Source organism: Streptomyces sp. NPDC002868, from assembly GCF_055563295.1.
Map to the genome: position 1 here is coordinate 61521 of NZ_JBVHDR010000012.1, position 13176 is coordinate 74696.

Sequence of the window (13176 nt, forward strand, 5' to 3'; positions counted from 1 at the left end):
CCCAGCGAGGGCCCGCAGCTCGCCCAGGTGCCCTACTCGGAGGCCGCCGCCGATGTCGTCTTCAGGGCCAGCCACAGCTCCATACGCACGTCCGGGTCGTCCAGCGAGCGGCCCAGGATCTCCTCGACCCGGCGCATCCGGTAGCGCAGCGTATGGCGGTGTACGCCCAGGTCGGCGGCTGCAGCGTCCCACTGGCCGTGGCGCGAGAGCCAGGCGCGCAGGGAGGCGACCAGGTCGCCGCGGCCGGTCGCGTCGTGTTCGTACAGCGCGCGCAGCATGCCGTCGGCGAAGGCGCGCACCGCGTCGTCGGCGAGCAGCGGGAGGACCGATCCGGCGGCGAGTTCCTCGTGCTCGACGAGGGCGCGGCCGCGCCGCCGGGCGACCGAGAGCGCCTGTTCGGCCTGTTTGTACGCGCCTGCGGCAGCTATTGGCCCGGTCGGCGCGGAGAGTCCGACCACCACCTCGGCGTCCTCGGCCTCTTTGTCCGCGTACGCCGCGGTGCATGCCGCGACGACCGCACCGCCGTCCGCGGCCAGCACCACCAGCCGGTCGTCCATGTCCGGCACGTCGAGCAGTGGCTCCCCCGCCTTGGCCGCCGCCGACTCCAGCGATTCGGCGAAGGCCTGGAGCGGGTGCTCGGCGGCCGGTTCCGGCTCACCCGCGGGCTCGGCGATCAGCAGCCGGAAGGGGGCGTCGAGCAGCCCGCCGTAGAGGTCTCCGGCGACCGCGCGCGCGTGGTCCTGCTGGCCGGAAAGCAGCATGCGCAGCACCGCCGCGCCGAGCCGCTGTTCCGCCTCCTGGAGCGAGCGGGAGCGCTCCGTGGAGAGGGTCAGCAGGGCGACGGCGGAGTGCACGGCGTACCGCTCGGCGGTACCCAGCGGCGCTCCGGTGCCGACGGCCAGCGCGCCGCGCACCCGCCGTCCGGTGCCCAGCGACTGCAGTTCGACCCGGTCGTCGTCGGTGTCGCCGACCACCGCGCTCGCGGGCGCGGACCGCTCGCGCAGCCGCTCCACGTCGGCGGTGAGCCGGGCGGCCCGCCGTGCGGCCCATTCGGGCGCTGCCGCGACGACGGCGCCGGACGCGTCGTACAGGGCGGCCCAGCCGTTGACATGCGCGGCGAGGCGGGCGACGACGCCGTCGGGGCCCTCGGCGAGCGCGGCCCGCGTCAGCTCCCGCTGTGCCTCGAAACCGGCTGTCACCGCGCGGTACTGGTCGGCGGCGATCGCGGCGGAGACCGCCTTGCTGATGGCGAGGAAGGGGGTCCTGCGCGGTACGGCGAGGAGCGGAAGGTCCTCCTCCTTCGCCGCCTCGACGAGCGCGTCCGGGATGTCGTCGTAGTACACGCCGACCGCGAAGCCGAGCCCGACGACGCCCGCGCCCACCAGTCTGCGCACATAGCGGCGCATCGCCTCGCGGTCCTCGGCGTCCAGGGTCATCGCCGTGACGAGCAGCAGTTCGCCGCCCTCCATGTACGGCACGGGGTCGGCGAGTTCGCTGACATGCGCCCAGCGTACGGGCGTCTCGAGCCGGTCCTCCCCGGCGCGCACGGTGAGTCTGAGCGCCGAGTGCTGGACGAGCGAGGCGAGCGTGGGCGGCATGGGACCGTGAGCCCTTCGAACAGACGCGCAGAGGTGCAGATGATTTCGCCGTCCCGTATGAACGGCGTACATCGATTCTGCCAGGGCGTAGCAGTGCGTGGCTCGGGTCAGGTCCTCAGATCCACCAGAAGGGGCGGCGCGTGCTCGCCCCGTACGGTCGTCAGCGAGAGCACCGCGTGCCCGGCGGGCACGGCGTGCGCGAGGTCGGACGCCGACCAGCGGGCCCGCTCGACCTCCCGCACGGTGATCGCCTCGGCGGTGGCCGCCTTACCGGTGACCAGGCGGCGCATCATGTGCAGCGCCTTGGTGAGGGGCTCGTCGGAGATGATCTGCCGGTTGGTGACGTCCCGGGTCTGCACCCATTCGGTGCCCCAGGTCTCGGCGAACCGGCCGCCGTCCCAGGGCGCGAGCCCGGCGAACGCCATCCGGCAGCCGACCGCGCCGAGCAGCGGACCGCGCAGCGGCTCAGGCACGTCCTCCAGGGTGCGCAGCGCGAAGACCACGCCGGCGTTGGCGGAGCGCAGCCGCTGCACCGCGCGCACCGAGTCGGCGGTCACGGTGTACGTCGCGTCGTCCAGCACGAGAGCGGCGAACAGGGACCGGTCGGAGCGGGTCAGCGCGGCCTCGGTGAACTGGGCGAGGACCAGGCGCGCGATGATCCGCGAGGCCTCGGCGTGGCCGCGCTCGGGCAGGTCGACGCGGACGCGCAGCGGGTGCTCGATGGCGCGCAGCGAGAACTGCCGGCCGCCGCCGTCGGTACGGAAGAAGTGCGCGAAGGCGGGCCGGTCCAGGAAGGAAATCCGCTCGGCGAGCAGTACGCCGATGTCGTCGGCGCGGGCCGACTGCCGTTCCCTGGCGTCCAGTTCACGCAGCTGGGCGGCGGCGCCGGGGTCGGCGGTGGCCTCCAGGGCGGTGCGCAGCGCGCCGACCGCGGCGGGCGCGCCGCCGAGCAGCTCACGCAGCTCGGGTACGGCGGGGAAGTGCCCGTGGACGCACTGGTACGGCCCGATCAGCTGGGCCAGCGCGGTGGCGGCGCGCCTGCTGTCACCGCCGGGAAGGGTGGCGGCGAGATCCCCGACGAGGGCCTCCGCGAGCATCCGGGCGGCCTCGTCGGGGTCGTCGGCGCCGCCGTAGAGGTCGAGGTCGTGGGTGGAGTCGGGGCGGCCGACGCCGATGACGAGGTCGAAGGCGTCGTCGGGGGCGAGGCCGGTGCCGTACGCGGTGACGGCGACGACGGCCGCGCGGTTGGCGAGCGCGAGCAGGCACATCGACTCGACGACGGGCCGCACAAGACGCACGCTCTTGCCGGAACCGGAGGGCCCGACGGCGAGCAGCGAGGTGCCGAGGAGGGCGGGTTCGAGGGCGACGCCGGTGGTGCGGCGGGCGTAGGGGTTGCGGGGGTCGTCGACGGCGGTGCCGATCTTGACCTGGGCGGTGGCCAGGTCGTGGGTGGCGGTGCGGACGGGCAGGTCGCGTCCGCCGGAAGGGTGGGCGCAGGCGGCCGGGCCGTGCTTGCGCACGGTGTCGGTGAAGGCGGCGAGCCGTTCGGGCCGGGCGTGGACGCCCTGCCAGGCGCGCCGGATCCGTGCGTAGTCGACATCTCCGAGCACGCCGGAGCGGGTGGCTTCGGCGAGGCTCTGCGCCGCGTCGGCCAGGCCGGCCGCGCGCAGCTCGGGCCAGTCGGCGGGGTCGGCCTCCGGAGGCGGAGGCGGGGCGGTGACCGGCTTGTCTGCGCGGCGCACATAGCGGTGCCAGATCTCCGGTACGTGGCCGATCCGGGCGAAGAACACGAGCAGGGCGCCGCCGACGATCGCGTAGTAGATGTAGCTGGCCGTTGCCCATGTGGGCGGGTCGGAGCGCCAGGAGTCGGGAGTCAGGACGAGGAGCGGCCAGATCCAGTAGCGGCCGAGGTAGCCGTTCCACAGCAGGGACCACAGCAGCCAGCCGCTGAGCAGTGCGATGACGGCGCCGGCGAAGAGGCGGCGGGCCGGGACGAGCTCGGGCTCCTCCTCGGGGCGGGCGCGGTGGCCGAGGCGCCAGATGCCGGGGGCGGCGGCCGGGCGCGGGGTGCGCAGCCAGTCGGCGACGGCGGGGCGGGTGGTGGGCGCGTGGCCCGGGACGGCGGGGATCCCGGGGACGACTGGTGGCCTCGCCTGCCGTGGCACCGGGTTGGACCGCGTGCCGCGTGCGTCGAATGTGCCTTCGGAATCCATGAACCGCTGCCCCCTGACCAGCCAGGCCCGCTCTGTGCACCCGTCAATCTAGTGCCACTGCCGGGGTAGTTCACTGATTCACCTCGCCCTGACGGTCCGGGCACGTGCCTGCTGCCCTGCATCTCGGCCGGGCGCCCAGGCACGGACCCGCCCGCCCTGTCCCCGCCCGCCTATGTCCGGCGCGGACAACGACACACCCCCAACACTCCCGAACGGCGCATGCCCGGCCCCCTCTCCCGCGCCTAGCCTGCGGAGAAAGAGAAGTAGCGTCCGGAACACCCCCAGGAGCCCCTCATGACCGCAATCCCGCAGGAGCGCCGCGTCGTCACCGCCATCCCCGGCCCGAAGTCGATCGAGCTGCAGGCCCGCCGTACCGCCGCGGTCGCCGGCGGTGTGGGGTCCGTGCTGCCCGTGTTCACTGCCCGCGCCGGCGGCGGTGTCATCGAGGACGTGGACGGCAACCGCCTCATCGACTTCGGCTCCGGCATCGCCGTGACCTCCGTCGGCGCCTCCGCCGAGGCCGTCGTACGCCGCGCGTCCGCGCAGCTCGCCGACTTCACCCACACCTGTTTCATGGTCACGCCCTACGAGGGGTACGTCGAGGTCGCCGAGGCGCTCGCCGAGCTGACGCCGGGCGACCACGCGAAGAAGTCCGCGCTGTTCAACTCCGGCGCCGAGGCCGTCGAGAACGCCGTGAAGATCGCCCGCGCCTACACCAAGCGCCAGGCCGTCGTCGTCTTCGACCACGGCTACCACGGCCGGACCAACCTCACGATGGCGCTGACCGCCAAGAACATGCCGTACAAGCAGGGCTTCGGGCCGTTCGCGCCCGAGGTCTACCGGGTGCCCGTGGCGTACGGCTACCGCTGGCTGACCGGCCCCGAGAACGCCGGCGCCGAGGCGTCCGCGCAGGCCATCGACATGATCAACAAGCAGATCGGCGCCGAGAACGTCGCCGCGATCATCATCGAGCCGGTCCTCGGCGAGGGCGGCTTCATCGAGCCGGCCAAGGGCTTCCTGCCCGCGATCTCGCAGTTCGCGAAGGACAACGGGATCGTGTTCGTCGCGGACGAGATCCAGTCCGGCTTCTGCCGCACCGGCCAGTGGTTCGCCTGCGAGGACGAGGGCATCGTCCCGGACCTGATCACGACCGCCAAGGGCATCGCGGGCGGTCTGCCGCTCGCCGCCGTGACCGGCCGCGCCGAGATCATGGATGCCCCGCACGCGGGCGGCCTCGGCGGCACCTACGGCGGCAACCCGGTGGCCTGCGCCGGCGCGCTCGGGGCCATCGAGACCATGAAGGAGCTCGACCTCAACGGCAAGGCGAAGCACATCGAGGAGGTCATGAAGGGCCGCCTCACCGCGATGGCCGAGAAGTTCGACATCATCGGCGACATCCGCGGCCGCGGCGCGATGATCGCGATCGAGCTGGTCAAGGACCGCGCCTCCAAGGAGCCGAACCCGGCCGCCACCGCCGCGCTCGCCAAGGCCTGCCACGCCGAGGGTCTGCTGATCCTCACCTGCGGCACGTACGGCAATGTGCTGCGCTTCCTGCCCCCGCTGGTGATCGGCGAGGACCTGCTCAACGAGGGTCTGGACATCATCGAGCAGGCCTTCGCCGGCGTGTGACGAGCACCTGACCGACCTCCGACGGACGTCCGACCGACGTCCGACCGACGTCTGGCCAAGTGGAACAGTCAGGGCCTGTGAAGAAGCTGTGGGGGGCCGATGGCGGGATGGAGATCCGCCTGTCGGTCCCCCCGGCCCCTGCCGTACGGTTTCTGCAGATGAGAGAAACACCCCGCTCGCAGGAGACTGCGGGCGACACCACGGCGGAGCATCCCCAGCCCCGCCTTGGTTGTGCCCTCGCGCACACCACTGGAGCTTCCGGCTCCGGAACTCCTCACCGATCGGATGGCCGCCCGCCCCAAACCCCCCGGGGCGCGCGGCAAACCGGTCCGGCCGGCCCCCTCGGAACTACCCCCCCTGTTCCGAGGCGGCCGGCTTCTCTTCTTTCCGCATCACTTGTGGCGCTGTGCGCCGTCCTCTTCGCGGTGATCACCTGGCAGGTGGCCGCGGACGGGCCGTTGCGGTCCCTGGACGAACGCGTCGAGCTCAGGCTCGCCGGCCACGGTCCCCGGACGCTGACCGGTCTGCTGGCCGACCTCGGCAGTATGGAGGTCGCGCTTCCTGTTCTGGGCGCGGCCATCGTGTACGCGGTGTGGCGCGGCCATCGGACCGAGGCGCTGTACGCCGCCCTCGCCATGGCCGCCGTTCCCGCGCTCGTCGTGCCCCTGAAGGCCCTGATCGACCGCCAGGGCCCGCTCACCGAGGTGACCGGCTTCTACCCTTCCGGCCATACGGCGACCGCGATGGTGGCCTACTGCGGCGCGGCGATGCTCCTCACCCCGTATCTCAGGCGCAGATGGGCGATGCCCGTCGCCGTGGTGCTGACCCTGGCGACGGGCATCGGACTCGTCCTGCACGGCTATCACTGGCCGCTGGACGTCATCGGCAGCTGGTGCCTGTGCGGAATGCTGCTGATCGTCAACTCCATCCGTAGGCGTCGAAGTTCTTCGAGAACTCCCACTGGTTGAATCGGTCCCAGTTGATCGACCAGGTCATCAGGCCACGCAGGGACGGCCAGGTGCCGTGGGTCTGGTACGAGCCACAGCTCACCTTCTTCGTCAGGCAGTCCAGCGCCTTGTTCACCTCCGCCGGCGTGGTGTGGCCGTTGCCCGCCTGGGTGGATGCGGGCAGGCCGATGGCGACCTGCCCGGGGTGCAGGGCGGGGAAGACCTTGGTGGTGTCACCGGCGACCGGGAAGCCGGTCAGCAGCATGTCGGTCATGGCGATGTGGAAGTCCGCGCCGCCCATGGAGTGGTACTGGTTGTCCAGGCCCATGATCGAGCCCGAGTTGTAGTCCTGGACGTGCAGCAGGGTGAGGTCGTCGCGCAGGGCGTGGATGACCGGCAGGTACGCCCCGGCCCGCGGGTCCTGGCCGCCCCAGGGGCCCGAGCCGTAGTACTGGTAGCCGAGCTGTACGAAGAACGTCTCCGGGGCCATGGTGAGCACGAAGTCGGAGCCGTACTTCGCCTTGAGGGTCTTGATCGCCGAGATCAGGTTGACGATCACGGGTGAGGTCGGTGAGCGGAAGTCCGTGTCGCCGGTGTTCAGGGAGAGCGAGTGGCCCTCGAAGTCGATGTCCAGGCCGTCGAGCCCGTACTCGTCGATGATCTTCGAGACCGAGGAGACGAAGGTGTCGCGGGCGGCCGTGGTGGAGAGCTGGACCTGGCCGTTGGCGCCGCCGATGGAGATCAGGACCTTCTTGCCGGCCGCCTGTTTGGCTTTGATGGCGGCCTTGAAGTCGGCGGTCGATTCGACGTTCGGGCACTCGGACGCCGGGCAGAGGCTGAAGCGGATGTCGCCGGAGGTGACCGAGGTCGGTTCGCCGAAGGCGAGGTTGATGACGTCCCAGGAGTCGGGGACGTCGGCCATGCGCGTGTAGCCGGAGCCGTTGGCGAAGCTGGCGTGCAGATAGCCGACGAGGGCGTGGGCGGGCAGCTCGCCGCCGCTGCCGCCGCCGCCCGAGGTGGTGGTCGCGGTGACCGCCGCCGACTTCGCGGACTCGCCCGCCGTATTGGCCGCGGAGACCTGGAAGCTGTACGAGGTGGAGGGGGCCAGTCCGGTGACGGTGACCGAAGTCCCGCTCACCGTTTGGACCTTGGTGCCGCCCCGGTAGACGTGGTAACTGGTGGCGCCGGAGGACGCGTACCAGCTGAGCGGGACCGAGGTGGAGCCGGGGGAACCCGCTGTGAGGCCGGTGGGGGCGGCCGGGATCTGGACCGGATCGCCGCCGGGGCCGAGCAGGGAGAGGTCGTCGGCGTAGTAGGTGGGGGTGCCGTACCAGCCGTGGGTGTAGATGGTCACCGAGGTGGTGGCCGCACCGGTGCGGAAGGTCGTGGTCAGCCGCTGCCAGCTCGGCGCGGACGCCGTCCAGGTGGAGACGTCGGTGGTGCCGGTGCCCGCTGCGCCCAGGTAGACATAGCTGCCCTGGACCCAGCCGCTCAGCGTGTAGTCGGAGTTGGGCTTGACCGTGACCGTCTGGCTGCACTTGGCGTTGTCGCTGCCGGCAGGCGTTGCCTTGAGCGCGGAACTGCCGCCGTGGGCCGGTGAGTTGACGACGGCGCCGCTGCCCGACGTACAGCTCCAGCCGTCGAGGCCCGCCTCGAAGCCGCCATTGCGCGCGAGTTCGGTGTCGGCCGCTCCGGCGGAGGTCGCCGTGGCGACAAGTCCGCTGATGGCGAGGGCGGCCGCCGACAGGGCGGCCAAAAGTCTGGTGCGGTCCACAACTGCCTCCGGGCGTGGGGGAATTCAAGTGGGAGCGCGCACAACATGGTCCAGACCAATTGCTGTTGTCAAGACCTCTGGCAGCTCCCGGGCCGCCTCACTACCCGCCACCGCGCGCAAGGCCCGCCGCCGCCTCGTGCATCGCGAGCTCCAGCAGCAGGGGATCGGTGAGCGTGCCGGTGCCGTCGGGCGGGACCAGCCAGCGCACACCGTCGCCGGCCCGACCCGGATACGGGACGACGATCCAGGTCCCCAGGCCCGCGCTGCGTACGCCCGTGCCGACCCAGCACCCGGCTGTGCCCGGCGGTACGAAGAAGCCCATGCGCGCATCGTCGAAGTCGGCGAGGACCGGCCCCGGCCGGTCGACCAGCCGGGCCAGTACGTCGAGCGTCGGACAGCCCAGCTCGGTCTTGAGGATCAACACGTCCCAGCGCCGGCCTGCGGGCAGGAGGGCGACCCCGAGGGGGTTGCGCTCCCATTCCCACCGGCAGGCGTCCGGGTCGGGCGCCACCGATGCCAGCCACTCCATCGCAGCCTTGGCCCCCGAGCCAGTCACATTGCCCGGCCTCCATTCCGTGTCCGCAGACGGTGCGTTCACACGGGGAGAGCGGGGTGGGCGCGCGGGATTACGCGGGTTCCGGCTACCAATCGGCGGTGCACCGCGTCCCCTCTAGCTGTCGAAGCCGAGGCCGAGCCTGTCCATCGCCCGCAGCCACGCATTGCGGCGGCCGCCGTTGGCGTCCGCCCTGGCCAGCGCCCATTTGGTGAGGCCGATACCGGCCCAGGCGACGGGCTCGGGCGGGAACGGCAGCGGCTTGCTGCGCACCATCTCCAGCTCGGTGCGCTCGGTGCGCTCGCCGGAGAGCAGATCGAGCATGACGTCCGCGCCGAAGCGGGTGGCACCGACGCCCAGACCCGTATATCCGGCGGCGTAGGCGACCTTGCCGCCGTGCGCGGTGCCGAAGAAGGCGGAGAAGCGCGAGCAGGTGTCGATCGCGCCGCCCCACGCGTGGCTGAAGCGCAGGCCCTCCAACTGCGGGAAGCAGTGGAAGAAGTGGCTTGCGAGCTTCAGATAGGTCTCGGGCCGGTGGTCCATCTCGGCGCTGACCTTGCCGCCGTACGGATAGATCGCGTCGTAGCCACCCCACAGGATGCGGTGGTCGGCGGTGATCCGGAAGTAGTGGAACTGGTTGGCGCTGTCGCCGAGCCCCTGCCGCCGCTTCCAGCCGATCTCGGCGAGCTGCTGAGCGCTGAGCGGTTCGGTCATCAGAGCGTAGTCATAGACCGGGACGGTGTACGCGCGCACCCGCCTGACCAGCGACGGGAAGACGTTGGTACCGAGCGCGACGCGGCGGGCGAGGACCCTGCCGTACGGCGTGCGGACCACCATTGAGGTGCCGGAGGTGCCGGAGGTGCCGAGTTCGAGGCCCTGGGTGTTCTCGTAGACGCGTACGCCGAGGTCCATGCAGGCCTGCTTGAGACCCCAGGCGAGCCTGGCGGGGTGCAGCATGGCCACCCCGCGCCGGCTCCACACACCGCCGAGGAAGGTCGGGGAGTTCACCTCGGCGCGTACCGCGTCCTGGTCGAGGAGTTCGAGGCCGTCGAAGCCGAGCCGGGTCGCCTCCTCGTACATCTCATGCAGCTCGTCGACCTGGTAGGGCTCGGTGGCGACGTCGATCTCGCCGGTGCGCTCGAAGTCGCAGTCGATGGAGTACTCCTTGACCGCGGCCTCGATGGCGTCGAGGTTGCGGTCGCCGAGCTCCTCCAGTCTGGCCAGCTCACCGGGCCAGCGGGCGAGTCCGTTGCCGAAGCCGTGGGTGAGGGAGGCGGCGCAGAAGCCGCCGTTGCGGCCCGAGGCGGCCCAGCCCACCTCGCGCCCTTCGATCAGTACGACGTCCCGGCCGGGGTCGCGCTCCTTGGCCAGCAGCGCGGTCCACAGTCCGCTGTAACCTCCGCCGACAACGAGGAGGTCACACTGTTCGTCACCGGTGAGCGCGGGGAGCGCGCCGGGCTTCGCGGGGTCGTCCAGCCAATAGGAGACGGGCTGGGCGTCGGAGAGTGATGAGGCAAAGGTCATGGCAGCTGGGGCCATGGTTTCCACTCCTTCGGGGCCTACTTGGGTAGTGCGGTCTTCTTCCGCCTGCTGCTGATCAACTGGGCGGAGACCACGATCAGTACGGCGATGACGAACATGGCCGTGCCGATGACGTTGATCTGGACGGGCGTACCGCGCTGGGCCGAGCCCCACACGAACATGGGGAAGGTGACGGTGTTGCCCGAGTTGAAGTTGGTGATGATGAAGTCGTCGAACGAGAGCGCGAACGCGAGCATCGCGCCGGCGGCGATGCCGGGAGCGGCGATCGGCAGCGTGACCCGTAGGAACGTCTGCACAGGACCGGCGTAGAGGTCACGCGCGGCCTCTTCCAGGCGGGGGTCCATCGACAGCACACGTGCCTTGACCGCCACGACCACGAAGCTCAGGCAGAACATCGTGTGCGCGATGAGGATGGTCCAGAAGCCCAGCTCCGCGCCCAGGTTGAGGAAGAGGGTCAGCAGCGAGGCGGCCATGACCACCTCGGGCATCGCCATCGGCAGGAAGATCAGCGAGTTGATCGCGCCACGCGCCCGGAAGCGGTAGCGGACCAGCGCGAAGGCGATCATCGCGCCGAGGACGGTGGCGCCGATCGTCGCCCACAGGGCGATCTGGAGGGACAGCGCGAGCGAGCCGCACAAGTCGGCGACGCCGCACGGGTCCTTCCACGCATCGGTGGAGAACTCCTGCCAGGAGTAGTTGAACCGGCCGGCCGGCTTGTTGAACGAGAACACCATCACGACGATGTTCGGAAGGATCAGGTACGCGAGCGTGATCAGGCCCGCGATGACCACCAGGTGGTGCCGTATCCAACGCATCAGACGAGATCCTCCGTCCCGGCCCGGCGGATGTAGACAGTGACCATGATCAGCACGACCGCCATGAGAATGAAGGACAGCGCGGCCGCGGTCGGGTAGTCGAGAACGCGCAGGAACTGCGACTGGATGACGTTGCCGACCATCTTGGTGTCCGTGGAGCCGAGCAGCTCGGCGTTGACGTAGTCGCCGCTGGCCGGAATGAAGGTCAGCAGCGTGCCGGAGACGACGCCCGGCATGGACAGCGGGAAGGTCACCTTGCGGAAGATGGTGGACGGCTTCGCGTACAGGTCGCCGGCCGCCTCGTGGAGCCGCGGGTCGATCCGCTCCAGCGAGGTGTACAGCGGCAGGACCATGAACGGCAGGAAGTTGTACGTGAGACCGCAGACCACCGCGAGCGGGGTGGCGAGCAGCCGGTTCCCCTCGGTCATCCCGAGCCAGCTGGTGACGTCCAGAAAGCCGACGCTGCCCAGCACATCCACCACCGGGCCGCCGTCCGCGAGGATCGTCTTCCAGGCGAGCGTGCGGATCAGAAAGCTGGTGAAGAACGGCGCGATGACCAGGACCAGCAGCAGATTGCGCCAGCGGCCCGCCTTGAACGCGATCAGATACGCGAGCGGGTAGCCCAGCAGCAGACACAGAATCGTGGCCGTGCCGGCGTACAGCACCGAGCGCAGGAACTGCGGGTAGTACTCGGTCAGCGCGTCCCAGTACGTCTGGAAGTGCCAGGTGACCTTGAAGCCCTCTTCCAGGGAGCCCGTCTGCACGGAGGTCGACGCCTGGTAGACCATCGGCAGCGCGAAGAAGACGAACAGCCACAGGATGCCGGGCAGCAGCAGCCAGTACGGGACGAGCTTGCGCCGGACGGACTGCCTGCGGACGACCGGCTCGACCGGCTGGGGAGCGGGCGAGGCGGGCGGTGCCTCGGTGACGGTCATGGCGTCACCTCCACCGTCTCCACACCGGCGTCGATGTCCTGGGCCGCGTCGAGCCCGAAGGTGTGCTCCGGGTTCCAGTGCAGGACGACCTCGGCCCCGGGGACGAGCCGCGAGTCACGCTCGATGTTCTGTACGTACACCTCCAGCTCCGGACAGACCGGGCTGTCGATGACGTACTGCGTGGACACGCCGATGAAGCTGGAGTCCGCGATCTTGCCGGTGAACCGGTTGCGGCCCTCGGCGATCGTGCCCGCGTCGTCCGCGTGCGCCAGCGAGATCTTCTCCGGACGCACGCCGACCAGCAGCTTTCCGCCGGTGCGCGGCTGGGTGGCACAGCGCTCGGCGGGCAGCCGCAGCTTGGCGTCGGCGGCCGTGACGACGACCTCGCCGCCGCTGTTCTCGGCGACCTCGGCCTCGATGAGGTTGGAGGTGCCCAGGAAGTTGGCGACGAAGGTGGTCTGCGGGTTCTCGTAGAGCTCGGCGGGCGCTCCCAGCTGCTCGACACGTCCTGCGTTCATCACCGCGACGGTGTCGGCCATGGTCATGGCCTCTTCCTGGTCGTGGGTGACATGGACGAAGGTGATGCCGACCTCGGTCTGGATGCGCTTGAGCTCCAGCTGCATCTGGCGGCGCAGCTTGAGGTCGAGCGCGCCGAGCGGCTCGTCGAGGAGCAGCACCTGTGGGTGGTTGATGAGCGCGCGGGCGACGGCTACGCGCTGCTGCTGGCCGCCGGAGAGCTGATGCGGCTTGCGCTTGGCGAAGTCGCCCAGCTCCACGAGGTCGAGCATGTCGCCGACCTGCTTCTTCACCGACGTGATGCCGCGCCTGCGCAGCCCGAACGCGACGTTCTCGTAGATGTCGAGGTGCGGGAAGAGCGCATAGCTCTGGAAGACCGTGTTGACGGGGCGTTTGTGCGGCGGCAGGCCGGTGACGTCCTTGTCGCCGAGGAACACGGTTCCGGCGGTCGGGTCCTCAAGTCCGGCGATCATCCGCAGGGTGGTGGTCTTTCCACAGCCGGAGGCGCCGAGCAGGGCGAAGAAGGAGCCCTGCGGGACGGTCAGGTCCAGCGGGTGGACGGCCGTGAAGGAGCCGTAGGTCTTGCTGATCCCGGAGAGACGGACGTCGCCGCCTTTTGTCTTTTCAGTCATGGGTCGCAGTCCCGGTGTGTCG

General features: G+C 70.6%; 10 protein-coding genes. 2 read left to right on the forward strand and 8 right to left on the reverse strand.

Features of this window, described 5'->3' with window-relative positions; all coding sequences use genetic code 11:
• Positions 1–32 precede the first annotated feature (32 nt).
• Complete coding sequence (locus tag ACZ3H8_RS30390) at positions 33–1598, reverse strand: PucR family transcriptional regulator (protein WP_467407373.1); 1566 nt, start codon at positions 1596–1598, stop codon at positions 33–35.
• 107 nt (positions 1599–1705) lie between these two features.
• A complete protein-coding gene (locus ACZ3H8_RS30395; protein ID WP_467407374.1) occupies positions 1706–3811 on the reverse strand; it encodes a type IV secretory system conjugative DNA transfer family protein in 2106 nt (701 codons plus the stop codon).
• A gap of 294 nt (positions 3812–4105) precedes the next feature.
• On the opposite strand from ACZ3H8_RS30395, the gene gabT reads away from it, so the two are divergent.
• Both gabT and ACZ3H8_RS30405 read left to right on the forward strand, forming a co-directional pair.
• Positions 4106–5440: a 4-aminobutyrate--2-oxoglutarate transaminase gene (gene gabT / locus ACZ3H8_RS30400; protein ID WP_467407376.1), complete on the forward strand. Its 1335-nt coding sequence runs from the start codon at positions 4106–4108 to the stop codon at positions 5438–5440.
• A 158-nt stretch (positions 5441–5598) separates the two neighbouring features.
• The gene (locus ACZ3H8_RS30405; protein WP_467407377.1) at positions 5599–6408 is read left to right on the forward strand and encodes a phosphatase PAP2 family protein; all 810 of its coding nucleotides are present in this window, start codon (positions 5599–5601) and stop codon (positions 6406–6408) included.
• Here ACZ3H8_RS30405 and ACZ3H8_RS30410 read toward each other — a convergent pair.
• The 6 genes from ACZ3H8_RS30410 to ACZ3H8_RS30435 form a co-directional block, all read right to left on the reverse strand.
• Complete coding sequence (locus ACZ3H8_RS30410; protein ID WP_467407379.1) at positions 6359–8161, reverse strand: chitinase; 1803 nt, start codon at positions 8159–8161, stop codon at positions 6359–6361. The genes ACZ3H8_RS30405 and ACZ3H8_RS30410 overlap by 50 nt on opposite strands.
• 100 nt (positions 8162–8261) lie before the next feature.
• A complete protein-coding gene (locus ACZ3H8_RS30415; RefSeq protein WP_467407636.1) occupies positions 8262–8690 on the reverse strand; it encodes a hypothetical protein in 429 nt (142 codons plus the stop codon).
• 141 nt (positions 8691–8831) lie between these two features.
• Positions 8832–10253, reverse strand: a complete 1422-nt coding sequence (locus tag ACZ3H8_RS30420) for an NAD(P)/FAD-dependent oxidoreductase (protein WP_467407380.1) — start codon at positions 10251–10253, stop codon at positions 8832–8834.
• A gap of 20 nt (positions 10254–10273) precedes the next feature.
• The gene (locus ACZ3H8_RS30425; protein WP_467407382.1) at positions 10274–11071 is read right to left on the reverse strand and encodes an ABC transporter permease; all 798 of its coding nucleotides are present in this window, start codon (positions 11069–11071) and stop codon (positions 10274–10276) included.
• Entirely contained in the window at positions 11071–12006 is a 936-nt protein-coding gene (locus ACZ3H8_RS30430) for an ABC transporter permease (RefSeq protein ID WP_467407383.1), read from the reverse strand. The genes ACZ3H8_RS30425 and ACZ3H8_RS30430 overlap by 1 nt, the downstream gene beginning before the upstream one ends.
• Positions 12003–13154, reverse strand: coding sequence for an ABC transporter ATP-binding protein (locus ACZ3H8_RS30435; RefSeq protein ID WP_467407385.1), 1152 nt, complete (start codon positions 13152–13154; stop codon positions 12003–12005). The genes ACZ3H8_RS30430 and ACZ3H8_RS30435 overlap by 4 nt, the downstream gene beginning before the upstream one ends.
• Positions 13155–13176: the final 22 nt, after the last annotated feature.

What these genes read in the sequence shown, in the direction of transcription:
- ACZ3H8_RS30390 (WP_467407373.1), bottom strand. Translation starts at nt 1,598, where the DNA reads ATGCCGCCCACGCTCGCCTCGCTCGTCCAGCACTCGGCGCTCAGACTC.
- ACZ3H8_RS30395 (WP_467407374.1), bottom strand. Translation starts at nt 3,811, where the DNA reads ATGGATTCCGAAGGCACATTCGACGCACGCGGCACGCGGTCCAACCCG.
- gabT (WP_467407376.1), top strand. Translation starts at nt 4,106, where the DNA reads ATGACCGCAATCCCGCAGGAGCGCCGCGTCGTCACCGCCATCCCCGGC.
- ACZ3H8_RS30405 (WP_467407377.1), top strand. Translation starts at nt 5,599, where the DNA reads ATGAGAGAAACACCCCGCTCGCAGGAGACTGCGGGCGACACCACGGCG.
- ACZ3H8_RS30415 (WP_467407636.1), bottom strand. Translation starts at nt 8,690, where the DNA reads ATGGAGTGGCTGGCATCGGTGGCGCCCGACCCGGACGCCTGCCGGTGG.
- ACZ3H8_RS30420 (WP_467407380.1), bottom strand. Translation starts at nt 10,253, where the DNA reads ATGGCCCCAGCTGCCATGACCTTTGCCTCATCACTCTCCGACGCCCAG.
- ACZ3H8_RS30425 (WP_467407382.1), bottom strand. Translation starts at nt 11,071, where the DNA reads ATGCGTTGGATACGGCACCACCTGGTGGTCATCGCGGGCCTGATCACG.
- ACZ3H8_RS30430 (WP_467407383.1), bottom strand. Translation starts at nt 12,006, where the DNA reads ATGACCGTCACCGAGGCACCGCCCGCCTCGCCCGCTCCCCAGCCGGTC.
- ACZ3H8_RS30435 (WP_467407385.1), bottom strand. Translation starts at nt 13,154, where the DNA reads ATGACTGAAAAGACAAAAGGCGGCGACGTCCGTCTCTCCGGGATCAGC.